Origin of the sequence: Kitasatospora sp. NPDC002040 (assembly GCF_040296785.1) — a bacterium.
Taxonomy (GTDB): domain Bacteria; phylum Actinomycetota; class Actinomycetes; order Streptomycetales; family Streptomycetaceae; genus Kitasatospora.
The window spans coordinates 354,463-376,458 of the sequence record NZ_JBEOXV010000004.1; the positions used below are offsets into that span (position 1 = coordinate 354,463).

Consider the following 21,996-nt stretch of genomic DNA (forward strand, 5'->3'; position numbering starts at 1 on the left):
AGGGGACGCCACGCCGACTCCGGCCATTCGGCCGGCCCTGGTCAGCGCGGCCGGCTAAGAAGCAGGCGCACGGTTCGCATGGCCACAGGGTACCGCACCCGCCTGCGGCGCCCGCTGCACCTTTTCGCCGGACGCCCGGCGGACCGGGGTCCGAGGCCCGGCCGAGGTGCGGTTCCGCCGCGCGGGCGGCGCCCACCGCAGGAGGAGTGGGAACGGGGCCGGGCGGCCGCAGTCCCCTGACGTTAGCCCCTGGCCGAGGCGTCGAACTCGCGCAGCGCCCGCGCGACCCGCGCCGACTGCATGCCGGCGGCCAGGGCGCGGGCCTCGTCGGCGATCCGGTCGGCCGCCTCGCGGTCGCCGGTGCGCAGGTAGGAGTCCGCCAGTCGGACCATCAGCAGCGCCTTGGCCCGGGCCCGTTCGGGCGCCAGCACCGCGATCGCGCCGGCCAGCAGCTGCTGGGCCCGCTCGTGGTCGCCGAGGAAGAGGAAGCCCTCCCCCACCATGCCCTCCAGGTCGGCCCGCTCCTGGACGTGCTCCTGGTCGCCCTCCAGCGCCTGGAACGCCCGCTCCGCGACCGCCTCGGCACTGATCTGCTCGCCCTTGCGGCCGTGCGCCCGGGCGATCCGGCCGAGCTGGAGCGCCCGCTCACGGGGCGTCAGGACCTCGTCCGCCGCCCGCAGCGCGGTGGAGAGCATGGCGACCGCGTCCAGCCCCCGCCCGCCCGAGTTGTGGGTGGCCTGCACGGCCAGGCAGCCGACCACGCCGACCCCGAGCCGGGGGTCGCCCGAGACGTGTGCGGCCCGCAGCGCGGCGACGAAGGCCCGCTGGGCGGCCGCGTCGTTGCCCAGGTCGTAGTTGGCCCAGCCGACCAGCCGGGCCAGCCTGCTGGCCGCGCCGTACAGCTCGCGGCCGAGCAGCTCGTCGTACGCGCCGAGCTCCAGCAGCTTGCCGATCATCGCGAGTTCGGCCTTGGCCAGGTCGAGGATCAGCCCGCCGCCGTACGCCCGCTCCAGCCGCTGCTTGCTGTCGTAGCTGAGCCGCAGGTCGGCGAGCTGCTCGGGAGCTATCCGCAGCGCACCCTCGCCGCCGGTCAGTTCGGGCGCCGGGGAGGCCCAGTGCCGGGCGGCCTGCTGGAGCTCGTCGCCCCGGAACAGGTCGGTGAGCCGGACCGGGGCGGCGTCCGCGCCCGCCTCGCGTAGCGCGGTCTGGGCGGTGTCGGCGGTCCACGGGTCGGTGAGCAGCCGCGGCGAGAGGATCTTGGCGCCCCGGCCGCTGCCCATCTGACCCCAGAGCTGCTCGTACGTCACCGCGATGCCGACCGTGCGGCTGAGCACCTCGCAGACCGTCTGGTCGTGCGGGCTGCGCGGGACCATGCCCCGGTCGCGCCACTTGTACGGGGCGGTGGAACTGATCGCCAGCGCGGGCGGCAGGACGGCGTTGAGCTCGCGGGCCAGCCGCTCCGGGCTCCAGCCGAGCTGGTGCAGGATGCGGGCCAGCTCCTCGTTCCTTCTGCGCTCCAGGTCGGCCATGGCACCGACGGTATCGGGCCGCCTCGAACACCGGGCAGGGAACCCCCGAAACGGAAGAGGGCCCCTCCCGATCCCGGGAGGGGCCCTCTTCACCGATTGTGGAGCTACGGAGAATTGAACTCCGGACCTCTTGCATGCCATGCAAGCGCTCTACCAACTGAGCTACAGCCCCGCGTCATCCGGCGTTTCCCCCGGCGACGTCGCTAACTTTACACGCTCCCCGGCCTACTCCCCTAATCCCTTCCGGCCGCCGTCGCCCGACGGGTGCGGAGCGCGAAGAGGGCGGCCAGCGCGAAGGCCGACGCGATCACCGAGACCGTCACCAGCAGCGCCCGGCCGGACTCGGCGGGCGGGGCGGGCAGCGAGGCCCGGCCGAGGAAGAGGGTGCCGAGCAGCGCCACCCCGACCACCTGGCCGAGCTGGATCACCGTCACCATGACGCCGCTGCCGTCCGCCGCGTCGGCCGGGTCGACCCGGCCGAGGGCGGCGCCGAACAGCGGGCTGTACGCGCAGCCGACCGCCAGGCCGCCCGCGGTGAGCACCAGCTCGGCGCCGAAGCCGATGTCCGCGCCGCCGCTCACCAGCGCGCCGAAGACCAGGTACGCCCCGGCCGTGGCGCCCAGCGCCAGCGGCGGCAGCCGCCGGTGCAGGCGCTTGGGCAGCCGCTGCCAGTGCAGGCTGGAGAGCCCGAAGGCGACCGCCACCGGGGCGGAGAGCAGCCCGGCCCGCAGCGCGCCGTAGCCGAGCCCGGCCTGCTGGTGCAGGGCGAAGCTGAACATGAAGCCGGCGAAGGCCGCCATGATCAGGAAGATCGCCCCGGCGGCGGGCAGCAGCCCCGGCGCCCGCAGCACCCGGCCGGGCACCAGCGGCTGGCCGCCCCGGGCCGCGATCCGGCGCTCGACCACGACGAACACCCCGAACAGCACGGCACTGCCCGCCAGCAGCACCCAGCCCCACACCGGCCAGCCCAGCTCGTGGCCGAGCACCAGCGGCACCACCAGCAGACCGAGCGCGGCCGCCAGCACCACCAGGCCGACCAGGTCGAAGCGGCGGCTGCGGTCCCCCGGCAGCACCGGCAGCAGTCGGCGGCTGCCGACCAGCAGCGCCAGCCCGATCGGCACGTTCACCAGGAAGACCGGCCGCCATCCCGCCCCGAACAGGTCGGCGTTCACCAGCACCCCGCCGAGCACCTGCCCGACCGCCATCCCGCCCGCCAGCACCGCCGAATACAGCCCGAGCGCCCTGACCCGGGCCGCCCCGGTGAAGGTCCGCTGGACCAGGCTCATCACCTGAGGCACCATCAGCGCCGCCCCCGCGCCCTGGAACACCCGGAAGCCGATCAGCCAGCCGGTGCCCGGTGCCAGCCCGCAGGCCAGCGAGGCGAGCGTGAACGCGGCCAGCCCCAGCCGGAACAGCCTGCTGTACCCGTGCCGGGCCCCGAGCCTGGCACCGGTGATCAGCAGCACCGCGTACGCGATGGTGTAGCCCGCCACCACCAGTTGCAGGGCTGCGCCCGAGGCCCCCAGGTCGGTCCGGATGCTCGGCACCGCGACGTTGACGATGGAGACGTCCAGCAGGGCCATGAACTGGCCCAGCAGCACGAGGGCGAGCAGCAGCCCGGGGCGGGTCGGAGCGGGGGCCGGGGCCACGGCGGCGGCAGGGGTCTGAAGGTCCGTCATGCCGCCAGCCTGACGGCAGGCGGGTACTGGTGGTTAGAGCCTGCCGATCCTGGTACCGGCAGCACCCGGCTCCCGACGATCCGTCAGGATGGGGGCATGACCGTGCTCGACGAACGGACCGCCGCCGACCGACGCCGCCCCGAGCTGGCCGCCTTCCTGCGCGCCTGCCGGGGCCGGATCACCCCGAAGGCGGTCGGGCTGCCGCCCGGCCCGCGCCGCCGCACCCCCGGCCTGCGCCGGGAGGAGCTGGCGCAGCTCGCCGGGGTCGGGGTCACCTGGTACACGTGGCTGGAGCAGGGACGGCCGATCAACGCCAGCGAACAGGTGCTGGAGGCAGTGGCCAGGGCGCTGCGGCTGGACGGCACCGAACGCGAGCACCTGTTCCGGCTGGCCGGGATCAACGCGGTGCGGGCGGCCGACCCGGCCGCGGCCGCCCTCGACCCGGGCACCCACCTGATCCTGGACCAGCTCAACCCGCTGCCGGCCGCCGTCTGCAACGGCCGCTACGACCTGCTGGCGCACAACACCGCCTACGACACCCTGTTCCCCGGCGCGACCCGACCCAGGACGCCGGGCGGGCGGCGGAACAGCATGTGGTGCGCCTTCACCGTGCCGCCCTGCTGCAACCCGTTCCTGAACCGGGACACCGAGCTGCCCCGGATGGTCGGGGTGCTGCGCGGCGCGTACGGACGGCACCTCGGGGAGCCCGCCTGGGAGGAGTACATCCGGGACCTGGCGGCGGCCAGCCCGGAGTTCCGCGAGCTGTGGGCCCGTCAGGAGGTGGCGCCGCCGCGGAACTCGCTCAAGGTGTTCCGGCACGCGGCGGTCGGCGACCTGCGCTTCCGGGCCTCGTACCTGACCATGCCGAGCACGCCCGAGGCGTACCTGGTGGTCTACACCCCGGAGCGCCCGGAGGACCGGACCGCGCTGGAGTGGCTGGCCGCCCACCCGGACACTCCGCCGGCCGACCACCGGCACCAGTGACGACCGAAGGCCGCCTCCCCTGGGGGAGACGGCCTTCGGTGTGTTGTGGAGCTACGGAGAATTGAACTCCGGACCTCTTGCATGCCATGCAAGCGCTCTACCAACTGAGCTACAGCCCCGCGTGCCGCACGGTCCTGTCACGGACCGCCGAAGCGGAGTGGAGCTACGGAGAATCGAACTCCGGACCTCTTGCATGCCATGCAAGCGCTCTACCAACTGAGCTACAGCCCCGCACCCGGAGGACTTCCCGCCTGCCTTCCGGCCTGCGTTCTTTCCTGCGAACGAGGAAGACTCTAGCTGGTCAGGGCCGGAACTGCGAAATCCGGGCCCCGCTCAGGTCTCGTCGCCGATCACCGGCTGCGGCAGCGTGCCCGCGTTGTGCTCCAGCAGCCGCCAGCCGCGCGCGCCCTGGCCGAGCACCGACCAGCAGCAGTTGGAGAGTCCGCCGAAGCGCTCCCACTGGGTCGGCTCCAGGTCGAGCAGCCGGCCGAGCATGGTGCGGATCGTCCCGCCGTGGCTGACCACGACCAGCGTGCCGTCCTCCGGGAGCTTCTCCACCGCGGCCAGCACCACCGGGACGGACCGGTCCGCCACCTCGGTGCTCAGCTCGCCGCCGCCGCGCCGGACCGGCTCGCCCATCGCCCAGGCGTCGTACTGCTCCGGGAAGCGGGCCCGGATCTCCTGGTTGGTCAGGCCCTGCCAGTCACCCGCGTAGGTCTCCCGCAGGCCCTCGTGGTGGTCCACCTCAAGGCCGGTGACCCGGGCCAGCTCCTCGGCGGTCCGCCGGGCGCGCTTGAGGTCGGAGGAGATCAGCAGGTCGGGCCGCAGACCGGAGAGCAGCTTGGCCGCCCGCTGCGCCTGGAAGACGCCCTGATCGGTCAGCTCGATGTCGGTGCTGCCCTGGAACCGCGACTCGAGGTTCCAGGAGGTCTGGCCGTGCCGCCAGAAGACGATGCGCGGACCCCGCGCCTTGCCGCTCAGCTCTCGTCCTCGGAGATCACGTTGCCCGCGGCATCGGTGACGGCGTTCTCCGGGCGGTTGCGGGTGGCCAGCGCGTCGGCCGGCACCGGCAGCTCGGGGCAGTCCTTCCACAGGCGGTCGAGGGAGTAGAAGGAGCGCTCCTCGGAGTGCTGGACGTGCACCACGATGTCCAGGTAGTCCAGCAGGATCCAGCGGCCCTCGCGCTCGCCCTCGCGGCGGACGGGCTTGATGTCCAGCTGCTCGCGCAGCTGCTCCTCGATCTCCTCGGCGATCGACTTCACCTGGCGGTCGTTGTTCGCCGAGGCGATCAGGAAGGCGTCGGTGATCGCCAACACCTCGCTGACGTCGAAGGCGATGATGTCGTGGGCCAGCTTGTCGGCCGCCGCCTGGGCGGCGACGTTGATGAGTTCCTGGCTGTGCTCGGTGGCAGTCACGGTGTTCTTCCGGCTCGTCGTATGAGATTCGCCTTCCAGGATCTCACGAACGCGCCCGGGCCCCGGTCGACCGACCGGGGCCCGGGCGCGCTGCGGTGCCGCTACTGCGCCTTGGGGGGCTGGTAGTCCTTGCCCAGCACCACCACGAGGTCCGCGTTCTGGGCGGCGGTGACCTTCTTCACCGCGGTGTCCTTGAGCCCCAGCGTGAGCGCCAGCTGCTGGGCGGTCGGCAGCTTGGCGTCGTCGGTGTACCGGATCTCACTGAGCGGCTGGACCGCGACCTTGCCGATGCCGGGCAGCAGCTCCAGGCCGGAGTTGGTGACCAGGGCGGTCGCCGTGGCGGCCACGTCGTCGTTGCCGACGGCGTTCTGCAGCGTGACCCGGGTGCTCCGGCCCGCGACCGACTGCGCGTTCTTCACCGTGCCGCCGAGCACGTCCTTCACCTGCTTGCCCGCGGTGGCGTCGTCCAGCGTCCCGTCCGGCTGCACGGTCAGCGCACTGGTGGCCAGGTGGCCGCCCTTGGTGAGCTGGGCCAGCTGGACCAGCACCCCGGCCAGGGCCGCCTCGGGCAGCGAGGGGTCGGGCACGGCGCCGACCCGGTGCACCACGTCCTGGGCTTCCTTCAGATCCGTGGGCATCACCTTGAGCACGCCGGTCAGCACCTGCCCGAACCGGGCCAGCTGCGCGTCGGTGCTCTCGCCGGGCGCCTGGTAGGTGGCGTACGCCACCGCGGCCACCGCGCTCAGCGTGACGTCCTTGCCGACCGGGGCCAGCTCCTTGCCGCCGGGCAGGTTGCCCTCGCGCACCACGGCGTTGGTGTCCACCTTGATGCCGCCGAGCTGGGCCACCAGCAGCCGCAGGTACGGGGTGTCCAGCCGCCAGGTGCCGCCGATCGGGGCGCCCAGCACCGTGGTCAGGCCCTCGCGGGTGCCGGAGGCGCCGGCCGCGTCCAGCGACTTGCCGAGCTGCTCGGTGGCGGTGATCCCCGAACCCGGCAGCTTGAGGGTGTCGGGCAGCAGCAGCACCGAGGCCTTCTGGCCCGACTGGTCGTTCACCAGCAGCGCGCTGCTCACCTTGCCCTGCAGGTCGCGCAGGTGCACCACGTTCACCGTCCGGCCGCCGGCCGCCTGGGCCGCCGCGCCGTCGCCACCGCGGCCCTGCCACCAGAGGTAGCCTGCCGTACCGCCGGCGACCAGCACCAGCGCGAGCAGCCCGCCGACCAGGCGGTTGCGCAGCCTGCGGCGCCGCTCGTCCCGGCGCTCGCTGCGGGACTCGGCGAACTTCAGCCAGTCGATGACGTCCTCGGTCTGCTCCGCCTCCTCGTCCACGAAGGTGAACTCACCGGTCGGGTAGTCCGCCGCCGGGGCGGCCGGAGCCGCGGGCCTGCGCGGAGCGGGCGGCGCGGCGGCCGCCGGCGGCTCGGCCGGGGGCCGGACCGGCTGGACGGGCAGCACCGGGGCCACCGGCGGCGCGGGCGGAGCCGGCGGGCGGTACTCCTGCTGCGGCTGCTGCCGGTACGGGTCCTGGACGTACTGCTGCGGCTGCCCGTACGCGTCGTAGTAGACCTCGGGCTGCGGCTGCTGCGGCTGGTAGTACTGCTGCTGGTACGGGTCCTGGACGTACTGCTGCGGCTGCCCGTACGCGTCGTACTGGACCTGCTGCTGCGGCTGCGGCGGCTGGTACTCCTGGTAGGGCTCCTGCGGGTACCACTCCTGGTTGCCGCGCTCCTCGGGACCCGTCACGCCGTACCTCCCCGCGCGTACAGCGCCCGCTTGTGGATGTACCGGACCACACCGTCCGGGACGAGGTACCAGACCGGGTCGCCCTTGGCGACGCGGATCCGGCAGTCGGTCGAGGAGATCGCCAGGGCGGGCACCTCGACCAGCGAGACCCCGCCGACCGGCAGGCCCGCGTCGGACAGCACGTGGCCGGGCCGGGTGCAGCCGATGAAGTGCGCCAGTGAGAACAGCTCCTCGGAGTCCCGCCAGGACAGGATCTGGGAGAGCGCGTCGGCGCCGGTGATGAAGAAGAGGTCCGCGTCCGGGTGCAGCGCCCGCAGGTCGCGCAGGGTGTCCACGGTGTAGGTGGGGCCCTGCCGGTCGATGTCGATCCGGCTGACCGAGAACTGCGGGTTCTCCGCCGTGGCGATGACCGTCATCAGGTAACGGTCCTCGGCCGGCGTGACCACCCGGTCGCTCTTCTGCCACGGCTGCCCGGTCGGCACGAAGACCACCTCGTCGAGGTGGAACGCGCTCGCCACCTCACTGGCGGCGACCAGGTGCCCGTGGTGGATCGGGTCGAAAGTGCCACCCATCACGCCGAGGCGCTTGCGTGCCCGCACTCCGGGGGTCTCGGCCTGCTGTCCCATGCCGCCACACCTTACGCGAACCGGATTGCGGCCGGGCAAGCCCGCCCGGCCGCCGGATGCACGTCTGCTCAGCGGTCGCGGTTGAACCGGGTGGTGATCCAGAGCAGCAGCAGCAGGATGCCCAGGCCGGCACCACCGGTGAGGTACGGGCTCAGGCTGTCGTGGTTGCCGCCCTCGGAGGCGCCTTCGGCCAGCTTGGTCAGGAGGGGCAGTGCAGAAGTGCTCATGGTCGGCAGGACCTTCTCGACTCGGTGAGGGGACCAGGGGCGCGGGCCACTGCGGCCTGCGCGCTCATCGTACGGGGGCGGTGTCCGCAACCGCGCGCCGCCCCACCGCGTCTGACTCCGCGTGGGGCCCCGCCGACCGGTCCGGGACGTGCCGTCAGTTGTTGCGGCCCGCCCGGGCCAGCACCCAGACCAGGAGGCCCACGCCGACCACCGAACCGATCAGCACGATCCGCAGGAACATCCCCGGACCCGGCTCGTTGGAGACCGGTCCGGCCAGTTGGGCAAAGGTGGCGGCGTTCATCAGCGGTCTCTCCTCGGTCCGTCGGGTCGGCCCCAGCGTAGACCCGGACGTACCGGACATCGGACCGGACCCCCGGGCGTACTGTGTCCGGCGGGGACGAGTACACGCGAACGGACGTTGTAGCGAACAGCAGCGGGGGCCGGGCAGAGCCGGTGCCGGCGTCGAGCAGGAGGTACTCAGCACATGACGGACCTGACCAAGGACAACACGCCGAGCCGCCGCCGTGAGCGCTTCCCCGGGATCTCCACCCGGGCCTGGGAGCACCCCGCCGACCGCTCGGCGCTGGTCGCGCTGCGGAAGCTGTCCGGCTTCGACGAGATCCTGAAGAAGCTGGCCGGGCTGGTCTCCGAGCGCAGCGTCCGGCTGATGTTCCTGGCCACCGCCGTACGCACGTCGGAGCGTCAGTTCCCGGAGCTGCACGCGATGGTGCGGGACGCCGCCTACATCCTGGACCTGGAGCAGGTCCCCGACCTGTACGTGACCCAGGACCCGACGGTGAACGCGATGTGCATCGGGATGGACGCCCCGATCATCGTGGTCACCAGCGGTCTGGTCGACCTGCTGGACGAGGAGGAGCTCCGGGCCGTGATCGGCCACGAGGTCGGCCACGCCATGTCCGGCCACGCGGTCTACCGGACGATGCTGCTGATCCTCACCAACATCGCCACCCGGATCGCCTGGATCCCGCTCGGCACGCTGGCCATCACCGCCGTGATCACCGCGCTCAAGGAGTGGTTCCGCAAGGCCGAACTCTCCTGCGACCGGGCCGGTCTGCTGGCCGGTCAGGACCTGCAGGCCTCGATGCGCGGCCTGATGAAGCTGGCCGGCGGACACAACCTGGCCGAGATGAACGTCGACGCCTTCCTGGAGCAGGCCGAGGAGTACGACCGGGCCGGCGACCTGCGGGACGGCGTGCTCAAGCTGCTCCAGGTGCTCCCGCAGACCCACCCCTTCGCGGTGGTCCGGGTCGCGCAGCTGAAGAAGTGGGCCGACAGCGACGACTACCGCTCCATCCTGGCCGGGGCCTACCCGCGCCGGGCCGACGACCCGGACACCTCGGTCGGCGAGCAGTGGAAGGCGGCGGCGGACTCCTACTCCAAGTCGATGAAGGAGACCAAGGACCCGCTGATGGGCCTGATCCGCGACGTCGCCGGCGGCGCGGCCACCGTCGGCGGCAAGCTCCGCGACACCTTCACGGGACCGCGCAGCTCCGGCGAGTAACCGCTCTCCGCAGCTCAGCCGAGCAGCTCAGCCGACAACGGCCCAGGGGCTCGGGGAACAGCGACGCCGACCTCGGACGAGGTCACCGCTGCGTGCATGGCCGGGCACCTTCGCCCGTGGCCCCGCCCGCCACGAAGCGTCACCGTTCCCCGAGCCCCTAGCCGCTTGCCTGGCCGAGCGGTGCGCACAGGGCCCAGGCCGGGCGGGCGTGGTCGCCGGGGTCGGTGACGGCCGGGGCGGCGGTGCCGGTGAGCATGGGCTGCAGGTGGGCGGCGAGGCGGCTGCCGCAGGGGGTGGGCCCGGCCTGGGTGACGGAGTCGACCAGCCGCAGGCGCCCTGCGGCGAGGTCGGCCCGGTCGAACTCGAACCGGAGCGCCCGCCGCACCGTGAACAGGGTGACCGGCCCGGACGGTGCGTCGGCGGACCGGAGCGCGTAGACGAAGGTGTGGTCGGTGTCGATCTCCAGCACGCCCTCGTCCGCCTCGTCGATCCGCATCGCGCCGACCGCCTTCACGGTGTCCGCCGCCAGCGCCACCTTGGCCGGGTCGAAGCGGACCAGCCAGCCGGTGGCCTCGTGGTGCTGGTCGTCGCTGGGGGCGGTCATGCTCCGGTCGTACTGGGCCTGCTGCCCGGAGGTGACCAGCCGGCGGGCGTCCGCCGTCCCGCCCCCGGTCAGGGTGGCCGGGGTGAGCGAGGAGACGCTCAGGTACCGCTGCACCACGTCGAGGGCCCGGACCACGTCGGCCCGGGTGAAGTGCAGAGTGGCCGAGCCCCCGGGGGTGCCGAGCCCGACCACGCCGTCCCGGTAGGTGGCGGGCAGTGCGGCGAACGGGGCGGCCGGATCGGCCACCGGCGTGACGGGCGAACCCGGGACCAGCGCCACCAGGCTGACGGTCAGTTGGCTGCCGCTCGGGTGCCCGGACTGCGGCGGGGGCGAGGACACCCCGAAGTACACCGCGGCCGCGAAGGCCAGCACCACCAGGAGCAGCAGGGCCAGCGCCTGCCGGGACAGGGTGCCGAACAGGCCGCGTCTGCGCACCGCACGAGGGTGGTTGGCACCCAGTCGCTCCCGGGCCGAGAGCTCCTGGATCCGGGCAGCCCGGACGAACGACTCGTCGAAAACGACGGATCGGTACTCGTCCTCGTTACCGGAACCACCGTCGGGCGTACCCTCCGGAGGCTCGACCGGGTCACCCATGACTCAAGGGTAGAGCCGGTGTTGGCGCGCCACGAGAGGCTGTGCGTAACTTCTTCGTGGCAGCCGGTGAAGGGCTCAGCGGCTGATCGGAACGGTCACCGGCGGCGCCTGCGAGGTTTCACCGCGTGGCGGTGCCCCGCTGGTGCGAGTACCGGTCTCGGGGCGGCTGGCCGGCTGCTCCCCGCCGCCCGTGCCGCGGTAGATGGCGGCCACCGCGACGGCCACCACGCTGACGCCCATCACCACCGCGAGCACCCAGGCGACCGGGCGGTGCCAGCGCTGCTGGGCGACCTGCCGGCCGCCGGGCGCGCGCCCCGGGTCGTAGCCGTCCGACCTGCCCCAGCGCGTACGCCGGGCGGCGCCGGTGCCGGACCAGGGGTCGGTGTAGAGCCGGTCGTCGTCCTGGCCGCTCGGGTGCGGGCGCAGCTCCAGCGGCAGCCCGTCCGTCGCGGTGAACTCCAGGGACCGGCCGAGCGCCGCCGTGTCGGGCTCGAACCTGGCCTCGGCGGCGGCCAGTTGCCGCTCCTCGGCGCTCGGCTCGCGCACGGCGGCGGAGCGGATGAATGCCTCGTCAAGGACCACGGTGGCGAACTCGTCGTCCGCTCCACCGTGGTCGGCGCCGTCGGAGTACGGCGAGCCCCCCACGTCCTCAGCCACGGATTCAATGTATTACCGGGCCGGGGTTTTGTCTGTGGGTCCCGCTGGTTCATCCGGGAGTCGGCCGCCGGAGCGCCGGTCGCCGGTGGGACGGCGTCAGCCGTTCGTACCACCCACGGTCGGCGTAGCACCGCCCCGGATGTGGCCGTCACCGGTGACGATGTACTTGGTCGAGGTCAGCTCGGGCAGGCCCATCGGCCCCCGGGCGTGCAGCTTCTGGGTGGAGATGCCGATCTCGGCGCCGAAGCCGAACTCACCCCCATCGGTGAACCGGGTCGAGGCGTTGACCGCGACCGTGGTCGAGTCGACGAGCTGGGTGAAGCGGCGGGCGGCGGCCTGAGAGGTCGTCACGATCGCCTCGGTGTGGCCGGAGGACCAGCGGCGGATGTGCGCGACCGCCGCGTCCAGCGAGGGCACCACGGCGGCGGCGATGTCGTACGAGAGGTACTCGGTCTCCCAGTCCTCCTGGGTGGCCGGCACCGCAGTGACGGCCGAGCCCTCGGCGGCCTTGAGCACCGCGTCGTCGCCGTGCACGGTCACCCCGGCCTCGGCCAGCGCGGCCAGCGCGAGCGGGAGGAAGGCCTCCGCGACGTCCTGGTGCACCAGCAGGGTCTCGGCGGTGTTGCAGACGCTGACCCGCTGGGCCTTGGAGTTCAGCAGGATGCCGACCGCCATCGCCAGGTCGGTCTCGGCGTCCACGTAGACGTGGCAGTTGCCGGTGCCGGTCTCGATCACCGGCACGGTGGAGCCCTCGACCACGGTCCTGATCAGCGCGGCGCCGCCGCGCGGGATCAGCACGTCGACCAGGCCGCGGGCCCGCATCAGCTCCTGCACCGAGTCGCGGCTCTCGCCGGGCACCAGCTGGATCACGTCGGCCGGCAGACCCGCCGCCGCCACTGCGTCCCTGAGCACGCCGACCAGGGCGGTGTTGGAGCGGTAGGCGGAGGCCGAGCCGCGCAGCAGGACGGCGTTGCCGGACTTCAGGCAGAGTGCCGCGGCGTCCACGGTGACGTTGGGACGGGCCTCGTAGATGATGCCCACCACGCCGAGCGGGACCCGGACCTGGCGGACGTCGAGCCCGTTCGGCAGGGTGTAGCCGCGCAGCACCTCGCCGACCGGGTCGGGCAGGCCGACCACCGAGCGGACGTCGGCGGCGATCGCCGCGATCCGCTCGTCGGTCAGCGTGAGCCGGTCGATCACCGACTCGGCGGTGCCGGCCGCGCGGGCCTTCGCCACGTCCTCGGCGTTGGCCGCGGTGATCTCCCCGGCCCGGGCGAGCAGCGCGTCGGCGATCGCCAGCAGCCCGGTGTCCTTGGCCCGGCGCGGCAGTGGGGCGAGCACGGCGGCCGCCTCACGGGCACGGCGCGCGACGGCGAGGACGGGGCTGTCGGTGGTCTGGTCGCTGGTCATGCGGCCAGGGTAGCGACTGCACCGCCCCGCCCGGCGCCGCTGATCGGTCGCTGAGACACCCCTCCTAGTAGGGGTGCACCCCGCCCAGGTGCGGGGGCGGGTCGCCGAAGCCCTCGGCGATCCGCTTGTGGTAGGTCGGGCGGTCCACCACTTCGAGGCCGACGATCTCCCACGGCGGTAAGTTCGCCGAGCTCTTGTGCTCGCCCCAGAGCCGGAGCGCGATCGCGGCGGCGTCGTGCAGGTCGCGGGCCTGCTCCCAGTACCGGATCTCCGCGTGGTCGGCCGCGTAACGGGCCGTCAGGAAGAACGAGTGGTCGTGGGCCAGCTGTTCGAGCCCGGCCCGCAGCTCGGCCAGCGGGGTGACCTTGCCCGCGACGCTCAGCACGACGTGCCAGAGCCGGGGCTGCTCCTCCTCGGGGAGCTCGGCCCGGTCGTGCAACTGGCGTACGGAGGCCCGGGGTTCTTCGGGTACCTGTTCGCCCCGGCCGCCGTCGATGCTGGTCAGCCTTCGTCCCACCGGCGGCCTCCTGTTCGGCGACGTTGTGCGTGGCCGCTGCGGCGGCCTCGGGTCCGGCCCGTCAGCCGCGCAGGATGACCAGGTCGTCGCGGTGGATGACCTCGCGTTCGTACGCGGCACCGAGCTCCTGGGCCAGCTCCCTGGTGGAACGGCCGAGCAGACGGGGCAACTCCCTCGCATCAAAGTTGACCAGCCCACGGGCCACGATGTGGCCGTTTTCGCCAAGAAGGTCCACCGGATCACCGGCGGCGAAGTCCCCGTCGACCCGGGTCACCCCGGCCGGCAGCAGCGACTTGCCGCCGGAGACCACCGCCTCGACCGCGCCCGGGTCCAGCTGGAGGGCACCGCGCGGGCTGCTGGCGTGCTCCAGCCAGAGCAGCCGGTCGGCCGAACGGCTGCCGGTGCGCAGGAACAGGGTGCCGGTCTGACGGCCCGCCAGCGCGTCGGCGGCCTGGCTGGCGGCGGTCAGCACCACCGGGATGCCCGCGCCGGTGGCGATCCGGGCGGCCTCCACCTTGGTGACCATGCCGCCGGTTCCGACACCGGCCTTGCCCGCGCTGCCGATCTCGATCCCGTCCAGGTCCTGCGGGCCGCGCACCTGGTCGATCCGGGTGGTGCCGGGCTTGCTCGGGTCGCCGTTGTACAGGCCGTCCACGTCGGAGAGCAGCACCAGCAGGTCGGCCCGGACCAGGTGGGCCACCAGCGCCGCCAGCCGGTCGTTGTCGCCGAACTTGATCTCGGCGGTGGCGACGGTGTCGTTCTCGTTGACGATCGGCATCGCGCCCATCGCCAGCAGCTGGTCCAGCGTGCGGTAGGCGTTGCGGTAGTGCACCCGGCGGCTGGCGTCCTCGGCCGTCAGCAGCACCTGGCCGACCCGGACGCCGTACCGGGCGAACGAGGCGGTGTACCGGGCCACCAGGAGCCCCTGGCCGACGCTGGCGGCGGCCTGCTGACGGGCCAGGTCGTGCGGGCGGCGGTCCAGCCCGAGCGGGGCCAGGCCGGCCGCGATCGCCCCGGAGGAGACCAGCACGATCTCGGGGGCGCCCGGCTGGGTGCGGGCCTTGGCCAGGGCGTCGACCAGGGCGTCCACCCGGTCCGCGTCGAGCCCGCCGGCGGCGGTGGTGAGCGAGGAGGAGCCGACCTTGACCACGATGCGGCGTGCGGTCAGGACCTCCTGACGCAGGGTCTGGTCCGTCATCGGGGCTGCCTCCACACGAGAATCGACGGGTCGTAATCTACGCGATCCGCACCGTCGCCCCCGCCGCCCTTTCACCCCGTGGACACGCCGCAGGGGCGCAGCGGAACCGCTGCGCCCCTGCGAAGCCGGGCCGGACTACTCGTCGTCGTCGCTGAGGTCCTCGGTGTCCAGCGCCGCCGGGCGCTTGCTGGAGAGCGCCTCGAAGGCGAGGAACTCGTCCTCGGCCGAGTCGCGCAGCTTCTGCTTGTCGCGGCGGCGGTCCAGCGCGGGGCGCTGGGTGTCGAGGCGGTGGTCCTCGCCACGGCGGCCGAGCATCTCGGCGCCGGCGGCCAGGGTCGGCTCCCAGTCGAAGACCACGGCGTTCTCGTCCGGGCCGATGATGACGGTGTCGCCCTCGGTGGCGCCGACCTTCCAGAGCTGGTCCTCGACCCCGAGGCGGGCGAGCCGGTCGGCGAGGTAGCCGACCGCCTCGTCGTTGGAGAAGTCGGTCTGGCGGACCCAGCGCTCGGGCTTGAGGCCGCGGACGCGGTACGCGCCGTCCTCCTCGGTGACGGTGAAGCCGGCGTCGTCCACGGCGGTCGGCCGCAGCACGATCCGGGTGGCCTCCTGGACCGGCTTGGCGGCCCGTGCCTCGGCGACGATCTGCGCCATCGCGTAGTTCAGCTCGCGCAGGCCCGCGCGGGAGGCGGCGGAGACCTCGAAGACGCGGTAGCCGAGCTCCTCCAGCGAGGCCCGGGTCAGGTCGGCGATGTCCTGGCCGTCCGGCACGTCGATCTTGTTCAGCGCGACCAGTCGCGGCCGGTCGTCCAGGCCGCCGTACTGGGACAGCTCGGCCTCGATCGTCTCCAGGTCGGTGACCGGGTCGCGGCCCGGCTCCAGGGTGGCGCAGTCCAGCACGTGCACCAGGACGGTGCAGCGCTCGACGTGGCGCAGGAACTCCAGGCCCAGACCGCGGCCCTGGCTGGCGCCCGGGATCAGGCCGGGGACGTCGGCGACGGTGTAGACCGTCTCGCCCGCGGTGACCACGCCGAGGTTGGGGATCAGGGTGGTGAAGGGGTAGTCGGCGATCTTCGGCTTGGCGGCCGAAATCACCGAGATGAGCGAGGACTTGCCCGCGCTCGGGTAACCGACCAGCGCGACGTCGGCGACGGACTTGAGCTCCATCACGATGTCGCGGGCCTCGCCCGGCTCGCCGAGCAGCGCGAAGCCGGGGGCCTTGCGGCGGGCCGAGGAGAGCGCCGAGTTGCCCAGACCGCCGCGGCCGCCGGCCGCCGCGATGAAGCTGGTGCCGTGGCCGACCAGGTCCGCCAGCACGTTGCCCTGACGGTCCATCACCACGGTGCCGTCCGGCACCGGCAGCACCAGGTCGCCACCGGTGGAACCGGTGCGGTGGCCGCCCGCGCCCGGCTTGCCGTTGGTGGCCTTGCGCTTGGGCGAGTGGTGGTACTCGAGCAGGGTGGTGACCTGGGCGTCGACCATGAGGATCACACTGCCGCCCTCACCGCCGTTGCCGCCGTCGGGTCCGCCGAGGGGCTTGAACTTCTCCCGGTGAACGGAGGCGCAGCCGTGGCCTCCGTTACCCGCGGCGACATGCAGTTCGACGCGGTCCACGAAGGTGGTCATGGGGTGTGCCTCCAGATGCAAGGGAAAAACAGGTATGCCTACTTCAAAGCATGGAGGGTGGACCGGAAAATTCCGGCCCACCCTCCATGTGAGTTCCGACGCTAGGCCAGAAATCAGGCCTCGACGGCCACGATGTTCACAACGCGACGACCGCGGTGGGTGCCGAACTGCACCGCACCGGCGTTCAGCGCGAACAGGGTGTCGTCGCCACCGCGACCGACGCCCGCACCCGGGTGGAAGTGGGTGCCACGCTGGCGGACCAGGATCTCGCCGGCGCTGACGACCTGACCACCGAAGCGCTTCACGCCGAGGCGCTGGGCGTTCGAGTCACGGCCGTTCCGGGTAGAGCTTGCGCCCTTCTTGTGTGCCATCTCGCTATCCCCTTACTTGCTGACGGAGTCGATGCTGGTGATCCGGACAGCGGTGTGGCGCTGACGGTGGCCCTGGCGGCGACGGTAACCGGTCTTGTTCTTGTAGCGCAGGATGATGATCTTCTCACCCTTGGTGTGGTCGACCACCTCGGCGTGAGCCTTCACGCCGGCGAGGACCCACGGGTCGGAGGTGACATCGTCACCGTCGACGACCAGGATGGTCGAGAGCTCCACCGAGTCACCCGGCTTGACGTCAACACGGTCAATCTCCAGCACGTCGCCGACGGCGACCTTGTGCTGGCGGCCGCCTGCGCGAACGATCGCGTACATGCGGTACCTGCTTTCTCTAACTCGATCGGAACTCTCGATGCCAGCCACCTGGGTACGGACACAAGTGGCCTCCCCCGAAACGAGTTTCGAGAGGTGATGTGCTCGGGAGCGCGGCGCTAGACACGCCAAGGGTCAAGAATACGGACCGGCCCCCACTTGGGCAAACCGGGCCCTACCGGCACCGGGGCGGTTCGAACAACCGCCCCGGCACCAGGGCTTACTCAGCCGCCGAATCACCCTCGGCGGCCGCGGCCTTCTTGGCCGCCGCGCTGGTCCGCTTGGTGGCGGTCTTGCGGGCGGTGGTCTTCTTCGCAGCCGTGGTCTTCTTGGCCGCGACTGCCTTCTTGGCCGGAGCCTTGCGGGCCGCGCGCTTCTTCGGCGCGGGCTCCTCCTCGGCCGGAGCCTCGTCCGGGACCTCGGCGGCGGGCTCCTCGGCGACCGGCGCCTCGACCACGGCCTCGACCACCGGCTCGGGCTCGGCCACCGGCTCCTCGACCACGGCGGCGGCCGTCAGCGCGGCCTCCATCGCGGCCTCGGCCCGGGCCTGCAGCACCACGATCTCGGCCTCGCCCGGCGCACCGGCCGGAGCGGTCGCCTTGCGCACCGCACGGCGGCGGGTACGGCCCGCCGGGGCGGCGGGGGCGGCCGGGATCTCGACCAGGTCGACCTGCGCGGCGGGCTGCTCCTCGACGACCGGAGCGACCGGCTCCTCGACGACGACGGCCTCGGCCACCGGCTCGGCGACCGGGACCGCGATCTCCAGCTGCTCGGCGCCGTGCTCGACCAGCTCGAACTCCTCGTGGTCGTGCTCGTCCTCGGTCGTCCCGGTGACCAGGGCCGACTCCTCCTGCGAGGTACCGCCCTTACCCCGGCGACGACGCTTGGAGCCGGCCGCCGCAGCGGCCTCGCCGGAGGTGCCGACCGGGCCACCGCCGCCGCCCACCGAGGTGGGCTGCTCCATGTGGACGATCACGCCGCGGCCGTTGCAGTGCACGCAGGACTCGGAGAAGGACTCCAGCAGGCCCTGGCCGACCCGCTTGCGGGTCATCTGCACCAGGCCGAGCGAGGTGACCTCGGCCACCTGGTGCTTGGTCCGGTCCCGGCCCAGGCACTCCAGCAGTCGGCGCAGCACCAGGTCCCGGTTGGACTCCAGCACCATGTCGATGAAGTCGATCACGATGATGCCGCCGAGGTCACGGAGCCGCAGCTGACGGACGATCTCCTCGGCCGCCTCGATGTTGTTCCGGGTGACGGTCTCTTCCAGGTTGCCGCCCTGGCCGACGAACTTGCCGGTGTTGACGTCGACGACGATCATCGCCTCGGTCCGGTCGATCACCAGCGAACCGCCGCTCGGCAGCCAGACCTTGCGGTCCAGCGCCTTCATCAGCTGCTCGTCGATCCGGTAGGTCGCGAACACGTCCACGTCCGAGGTCCACCGCTGCAGCCGCTCGGTCAGGTCCGGCGCCACGTTGGTGACGTACTCGTGGATGGTGTTCCACGCCTCGGAGCCGGAGACGATGACCTTGGTGAAGTCCTCGTTGAAGATGTCGCGGACGACCCGGACGGTCATGTCCGGCTCGCCGTAGAGCAGCGCCGGGGCGTTGCCGGAGGTGGCCTTCTTCTGGATCTCCTCCCACTGCGCCTGCAGGCGCTGCACGTCGCGGGTCAGCTCGTCCTCGCTGGCGCCCTCGGCGGCGGTGCGCACGATCACGCCCGCGTCGTCCGGGACGATCTTCTTGAGGATCTGCTTGAGGCGCGCGCGCTCGTTCTCCGGGAGCTTGCGGCTGATGCCGGTCATCGAGCCCTCGGGCACGTAGACCAGGTAGCGGCCGGGCAGCGAGATCTGGCTGGTCAGGCGGGCGCCCTTGTGGCCGATCGGGTCCTTGGAGACCTGGACCAGCACGGACTGGCCGGACTTGAGCACCGACTCGATCCGGCGCGGGCCGCCGTGGCCCATGGCGCCGAAGTTGACCTCACCGGCGTACAGCACCGCGTTGCGGCCCTTGCCGATGTCGACGAAGGCGGCCTCCATCGACGGCAGCACGTTCTGGACCTTGCCCAGGTAGACGTTGCCGACGTACGAGGTGGCCTGCTCCTTGTTCACGTAGTGCTCGACCAGCACGTTGTCCTCGAGGACACCGATCTGGGTGCGCAGGCCGTTCTGACGGACCACCATGACCCGCTCGACCGACTCGCGGCGGGCCAGGAACTCGGCCTCGGTGATGATCGGCACCCGGCGGCGGCCCAGCTCGCGGCCCTCGCGGCGGCGCTGCTTCTTGGCCTCCAGGCGGGTCGAGCCCTTGATGGACTGCACCTCGTCCGGGTCGAACGCCGGCTCGGTCGAACGGCGGCGCGGCTCCCGGACCTTGACGACGGTTCGAACGCCGTCCTCGTTGGTCTCGGCGACCACCTCGACACCACCGGCGGCGTCACCGCTGCGACGGCGACGGCGGCGGCGACGGCGGGACGAGGCCAGGCCACCGGCCAGGTCGTCCTCGTCGTCCTCCTCGACGTCCTCGTCCGGCTCCTCGGCGGCAGCAGCGGCGACCGGCTCCGCGGCACCCTGCTCGCCCTCGAACTCCTCGGCCTCACCGCGACGGCGGCGACGGCCACCGCGACGGCGACGGCGGGACGGACGGTCGTCCTCCCACTCGCCCTCGGCCTCGGGGCCCGCGGCCACCTCGACCGGGGCCTCCTCGACGGCGGCCGGGGCCTCGGCCTTCACGGCCTCGCGGGCGGGCTGCTCCTGGCGCGGCTGCTCCACCTTCGGCTGCTCCTGGCGCGCCTCCTGCTGGCGGGCCTCCTGCCGACGGTCCTCCTGCTGCTGCCTGGCCTCCTGGCGGCTCTGCCGCGAGGGGGTCTGCACCCGGACCTGCTGGCGGGTCCGGCGGCGGCGGCCGACGCCGCTGTACTCGAACTCGTCCTCCTCCTGGGTCGCGGCCGGAGCGGCGACCGGGGCGGCGGCGGGCGCGGGGGCCTGGACCGGGGCGGCGACCGGGGCGCTCACGGCGGCGGGAGCGGCCGGGGCGACGTAGGGCGCGGGCTCCTGGAAGACCGGGGCCTGGAAGATCGCGGTGGACGGGCGGACCGCCCGACGGCGGGCACGCGGCGGCGCGGCGTCCTCGACCACCGCGGCGGGCTCCTCGACCACGACGGCGATGACGGCGACCGGGGCCTCCTCGACCGGCGCCTCGGGCTCCTCCTCGACCACCGGCTCCTCGGCCACCACCGGGGCGGCCTCGACCACCCGGCGACGGCGGGGGCGGCGGGCGGGAGCGGCCTCCTCGACCGGGGCCTCCTCGACCGCGGCGGGGGTCTCCTCGACCACGGCCACCGGCTCCTCGACGGCGACGGCCTCGACCGGCGCGGCCTCGGCGCGCTTGCGGGTGCGGCGGGCCCGGACGGGCTTCTCCGGCGCGGGCTCCTCGGCGGCCACCGGCTCGGCCGGGGCCTCGGTGACGATCTCGACGGCCTCCGGCGCACCGGCCGGCGACTCGACCCGCTTGCGGGCACGGCGGGCCCGGACGGGCTTCTCCGGGGCGGGCTCCTCGGCGGCGGCCGGCTCGGCCGGGGCCTCGTGCACCTCGGCCGGCAGCACCGTCTCGGCGGTCTCGCCGGCCGCGCCCTGCGGCGTACCCGCCGGGCGGGACACCGCGCGGCGGCGACGGCGCGGCGGAGCGGCGCTGTCGTCTGCCGCGGCCTGCTGCGGTTCGTTGTTCTCGTTCTCGAGCATGCGGGTGGATCTCCCGTCAGGCCCCCGGGCTCCGCATCCGGGCACGGCGCGACGCCGCTGGTTCCGGTCGGTCGCGAGCTTCGCGGGCCGACCTCCACGGCGTCGCCGTGCGGGACGCCGATGCCGCACAGGGGCTCGTAGTCTCGCTCGGCGCCCCGCACAGTGCGGGGTGTCGAAAGTCTTCTGGTTCTGACCAGTCTTCAAGTTTTCCGGGCCGGTGCCGACCCCCGTCCCGGATGGCTGCCGGAGGGGTCCTCGGGCCCACCGCCCATCCGGGGCGGCGGGCCACAAGGGGCTGGCCTGCGTTCGACGGCGCTCGCTCCCCTGGGGAGACGCGGCGGCCAGAAGGGGTCGGGCCCGGAGACCGGGCCGGCCCTCCTCCCGCTAGGCGGACGCAGGTGCGCGCGGCCCGGCGGCCTTCAGAGGCCGGCCGGGGCCGCGGCGCGGTCGAGCGCCAGCGGGTCGGTCACCGTGCCGGTCTCCTCGTCGAGCGGCCCCTGCGCCAGCCTGGTCACCTCAGCGGGGACCGGCGGCGCCAGGTCGGCCGTTGCACGGAGACCGGACAAAACGTCGTCGGGTCGTACGGCGGGTGTGGCGTGTCGTACTACCAGCCGCAGTATCGCACAGGGATTGGTGGTACGAACATCGGCGGTACCGTCCGTACCGGTCTCGTTACCATCGCCGACCTGCGGCGGAAGGAGTTCGAGGGCCGCGACCGCTCCGCGCGCGTCGAAGACCCGGACGCCGTTCTTGGTCTGGCGCTGCACCTCGACCTGTTCGGCGGCCAGGAAGAGCGCGATCGCGCGCCCCGCCTCCTCGGGCGTGACCTGGTCCAATCGGACCTTCCACTCGGAGGCTTCCAGCCGCTCCACGAAGTTCGGGGTGCGGACCTCGACGGCGTCGATGATGTCCAGGCCGTCCGGCAGCGACTCGTCGAGCTGGGCGCGCAGCGCCTCGGGGTCGCGGATCTCGGCCAGGCCGATCTCCAGGTACTCGGCCTCGCTGGCCACCCCGGTCGGGGCGGCGTTGGCGTACGAGACCTTCGGGTGCGGGGTGAATCCCGCCGAGTACGCCATCGGGACCGCCGAACGGCGGAGCGCGCGCTCGAACGCCCGCTGGAAGTCACGGTGGCTGGTGAAGCGCAGACGGCCGCGCTTGGTGTACCGGAGACGGATGCGCTGCACCGTCGGCGCGGGCGGCGGACCGTCAGGCGTACGGCGTGCCAGGTCGCTCAG

At 73.1% G+C, this 21,996-nt stretch carries 20 protein-coding genes and 3 tRNA genes; 2 read left to right on the forward strand and 21 right to left on the reverse strand.

Annotated features, from left to right (window positions below):
• Positions 1–242 precede the first annotated feature (242 nt).
• The 3 genes from ABT118_RS14695 to ABT118_RS14705 form a co-directional block, all read right to left on the reverse strand.
• Positions 243–1,529: an NsdA family TPR-like regulatory protein gene (locus ABT118_RS14695; protein WP_350668433.1), complete on the reverse strand. Its 1,287-nt coding sequence runs from the start codon at positions 1,527–1,529 to the stop codon at positions 243–245.
• A gap of 99 nt (positions 1,530–1,628) precedes the next feature.
• Positions 1,629–1,701, reverse strand: a tRNA-Ala gene (locus ABT118_RS14700).
• Positions 1,702–1,762: 61 nt separating this feature from the next.
• Complete coding sequence (locus ABT118_RS14705; RefSeq protein ID WP_350668434.1) at positions 1,763–3,208, reverse strand: MFS transporter; 1,446 nt, start codon at positions 3,206–3,208, stop codon at positions 1,763–1,765.
• A 96-nt stretch (positions 3,209–3,304) separates the two neighbouring features.
• Here ABT118_RS14705 and ABT118_RS14710 point away from each other — a divergent pair, with 96 nt between their 5' ends.
• On the forward strand, positions 3,305–4,192 hold the full coding sequence (locus tag ABT118_RS14710) for a helix-turn-helix transcriptional regulator (protein ID WP_350668435.1): 888 nt from the start codon (positions 3,305–3,307) through the stop codon (positions 4,190–4,192).
• A 46-nt stretch (positions 4,193–4,238) separates the two neighbouring features.
• Here ABT118_RS14710 and ABT118_RS14715 read toward each other — a convergent pair.
• The 8 genes from ABT118_RS14715 to ABT118_RS14750 all read right to left on the reverse strand — a co-directional run bounded on the left by ABT118_RS14715 (position 4,239) and on the right by ABT118_RS14750 (position 8,503).
• A tRNA-Ala gene (locus ABT118_RS14715) sits at positions 4,239–4,311 on the reverse strand.
• A gap of 39 nt (positions 4,312–4,350) precedes the next feature.
• Positions 4,351–4,423 (reverse strand) — tRNA-Ala (locus ABT118_RS14720).
• A gap of 102 nt (positions 4,424–4,525) precedes the next feature.
• Complete coding sequence (locus ABT118_RS14725) at positions 4,526–5,173, reverse strand: histidine phosphatase family protein (protein WP_350668576.1); 648 nt, start codon at positions 5,171–5,173, stop codon at positions 4,526–4,528.
• The gene (gene rsfS / locus ABT118_RS14730; protein ID WP_350668436.1) at positions 5,170–5,607 is read right to left on the reverse strand and encodes a ribosome silencing factor; all 438 of its coding nucleotides are present in this window, start codon (positions 5,605–5,607) and stop codon (positions 5,170–5,172) included. Before rsfS ends, ABT118_RS14725 begins: the two co-directional genes overlap by 4 nt.
• A 101-nt stretch (positions 5,608–5,708) precedes the next feature.
• Positions 5,709–7,349, reverse strand: a complete 1,641-nt coding sequence (locus ABT118_RS14735; protein WP_350668437.1) for a LytR C-terminal domain-containing protein — start codon at positions 7,347–7,349, stop codon at positions 5,709–5,711.
• Positions 7,346–7,975, reverse strand: coding sequence for a nicotinate-nucleotide adenylyltransferase (gene nadD / locus ABT118_RS14740; protein ID WP_350668438.1), 630 nt, complete (start codon positions 7,973–7,975; stop codon positions 7,346–7,348). Before nadD ends, ABT118_RS14735 begins: the two co-directional genes overlap by 4 nt.
• Positions 7,976–8,043: 68 nt before the next feature.
• Positions 8,044–8,202, reverse strand: coding sequence for a hypothetical protein (locus ABT118_RS14745; RefSeq protein ID WP_350668439.1), 159 nt, complete (start codon positions 8,200–8,202; stop codon positions 8,044–8,046).
• Between the two features lie 154 nt (positions 8,203–8,356).
• Positions 8,357–8,503 carry a hypothetical protein gene (locus ABT118_RS14750; protein ID WP_350668440.1) on the reverse strand — a complete coding sequence of 49 codons (147 nt, stop codon included), beginning with the start codon at positions 8,501–8,503 and terminating at the stop codon, positions 8,357–8,359.
• Positions 8,504–8,686: 183 nt separating this feature from the next.
• Here ABT118_RS14750 and ABT118_RS14755 point away from each other — a divergent pair, with 183 nt between their 5' ends.
• A complete protein-coding gene (locus ABT118_RS14755; RefSeq protein ID WP_350668441.1) occupies positions 8,687–9,724 on the forward strand; it encodes a M48 family metallopeptidase in 1,038 nt (345 codons plus the stop codon).
• 157 nt (positions 9,725–9,881) lie between these two features.
• Here the strand turns inward: ABT118_RS14755 and ABT118_RS14760 are convergent, their stop codons facing one another.
• The 10 genes from ABT118_RS14760 to ABT118_RS14805 all read right to left on the reverse strand — a co-directional run bounded on the left by ABT118_RS14760 (position 9,882) and on the right by ABT118_RS14805 (position 21,945).
• The gene (locus ABT118_RS14760) at positions 9,882–10,922 is read right to left on the reverse strand and encodes an SCO2583 family membrane protein (RefSeq protein WP_350668442.1); all 1,041 of its coding nucleotides are present in this window, start codon (positions 10,920–10,922) and stop codon (positions 9,882–9,884) included.
• A 75-nt stretch (positions 10,923–10,997) separates the two neighbouring features.
• Positions 10,998–11,579, reverse strand: coding sequence for an SCO2584 family spore wall biosynthesis protein (locus ABT118_RS14765; RefSeq protein ID WP_350668444.1), 582 nt, complete (start codon positions 11,577–11,579; stop codon positions 10,998–11,000).
• Between the two features lie 96 nt (positions 11,580–11,675).
• The gene (locus ABT118_RS14770; RefSeq protein ID WP_350668447.1) at positions 11,676–12,989 is read right to left on the reverse strand and encodes a glutamate-5-semialdehyde dehydrogenase; all 1,314 of its coding nucleotides are present in this window, start codon (positions 12,987–12,989) and stop codon (positions 11,676–11,678) included.
• A 64-nt stretch (positions 12,990–13,053) separates the two neighbouring features.
• A complete protein-coding gene (locus ABT118_RS14775; RefSeq protein ID WP_350668448.1) occupies positions 13,054–13,506 on the reverse strand; it encodes a DUF8830 family protein in 453 nt (150 codons plus the stop codon).
• 61 nt (positions 13,507–13,567) lie between these two features.
• Positions 13,568–14,704, reverse strand: a complete 1,137-nt coding sequence (gene proB, locus ABT118_RS14780; RefSeq protein ID WP_350668449.1) for a glutamate 5-kinase — start codon at positions 14,702–14,704, stop codon at positions 13,568–13,570.
• A gap of 135 nt (positions 14,705–14,839) precedes the next feature.
• Positions 14,840–16,327, reverse strand: a complete 1,488-nt coding sequence (obgE, locus tag ABT118_RS14785; RefSeq protein ID WP_350668450.1) for a GTPase ObgE — start codon at positions 16,325–16,327, stop codon at positions 14,840–14,842.
• A 113-nt stretch (positions 16,328–16,440) separates the two neighbouring features.
• Positions 16,441–16,698 (reverse strand): 50S ribosomal protein L27, encoded by a 258-nt coding sequence (gene rpmA / locus ABT118_RS14790; RefSeq protein WP_057238555.1) that lies wholly within the window; start codon positions 16,696–16,698, stop codon positions 16,441–16,443.
• A 12-nt stretch (positions 16,699–16,710) separates the two neighbouring features.
• Positions 16,711–17,028: a 50S ribosomal protein L21 gene (rplU, locus tag ABT118_RS14795; RefSeq protein ID WP_184919524.1), complete on the reverse strand. Its 318-nt coding sequence runs from the start codon at positions 17,026–17,028 to the stop codon at positions 16,711–16,713.
• Between the two features lie 217 nt (positions 17,029–17,245).
• A complete protein-coding gene (locus ABT118_RS14800) occupies positions 17,246–20,761 on the reverse strand; it encodes an Rne/Rng family ribonuclease (RefSeq protein ID WP_350668451.1) in 3,516 nt (1,171 codons plus the stop codon).
• 419 nt (positions 20,762–21,180) lie between these two features.
• A complete protein-coding gene (locus tag ABT118_RS14805) occupies positions 21,181–21,945 on the reverse strand; it encodes a TIGR03936 family radical SAM-associated protein (protein WP_350668452.1) in 765 nt (254 codons plus the stop codon).
• Positions 21,946–21,996: the final 51 nt, after the last annotated feature.

Excerpts from the sequence above, each read along its gene's own strand:
- rplU (WP_184919524.1), bottom strand. The coding sequence starts at position 17,028 with ATGTACGCGATCGTTCGCGCAGGCGGCCGCCAGCACAAGGTCGCCGTC.
- ABT118_RS14750 (WP_350668440.1), bottom strand. The coding sequence starts at position 8,503 with ATGAACGCCGCCACCTTTGCCCAACTGGCCGGACCGGTCTCCAACGAG.
- ABT118_RS14695 (WP_350668433.1), bottom strand. The coding sequence starts at position 1,529 with ATGGCCGACCTGGAGCGCAGAAGGAACGAGGAGCTGGCCCGCATCCTG.
- proB (WP_350668449.1), bottom strand. The coding sequence starts at position 14,704 with ATGACGGACCAGACCCTGCGTCAGGAGGTCCTGACCGCACGCCGCATC.
- ABT118_RS14770 (WP_350668447.1), bottom strand. The coding sequence starts at position 12,989 with ATGACCAGCGACCAGACCACCGACAGCCCCGTCCTCGCCGTCGCGCGC.
- ABT118_RS14755 (WP_350668441.1), top strand. The coding sequence starts at position 8,687 with ATGACGGACCTGACCAAGGACAACACGCCGAGCCGCCGCCGTGAGCGC.
- ABT118_RS14705 (WP_350668434.1), bottom strand. The coding sequence starts at position 3,208 with ATGACGGACCTTCAGACCCCTGCCGCCGCCGTGGCCCCGGCCCCCGCT.
- ABT118_RS14800 (WP_350668451.1), bottom strand. The coding sequence starts at position 20,761 with ATGCTCGAGAACGAGAACAACGAACCGCAGCAGGCCGCGGCAGACGAC.
- rpmA (WP_057238555.1), bottom strand. The coding sequence starts at position 16,698 with ATGGCACACAAGAAGGGCGCAAGCTCTACCCGGAACGGCCGTGACTCG.
- obgE (WP_350668450.1), bottom strand. The coding sequence starts at position 16,327 with ATGACCACCTTCGTGGACCGCGTCGAACTGCATGTCGCCGCGGGTAAC.
- ABT118_RS14710 (WP_350668435.1), top strand. The coding sequence starts at position 3,305 with ATGACCGTGCTCGACGAACGGACCGCCGCCGACCGACGCCGCCCCGAG.
- ABT118_RS14745 (WP_350668439.1), bottom strand. The coding sequence starts at position 8,202 with ATGAGCACTTCTGCACTGCCCCTCCTGACCAAGCTGGCCGAAGGCGCC.
- nadD (WP_350668438.1), bottom strand. The coding sequence starts at position 7,975 with ATGGGACAGCAGGCCGAGACCCCCGGAGTGCGGGCACGCAAGCGCCTC.
- ABT118_RS14760 (WP_350668442.1), bottom strand. The coding sequence starts at position 10,922 with ATGGGTGACCCGGTCGAGCCTCCGGAGGGTACGCCCGACGGTGGTTCC.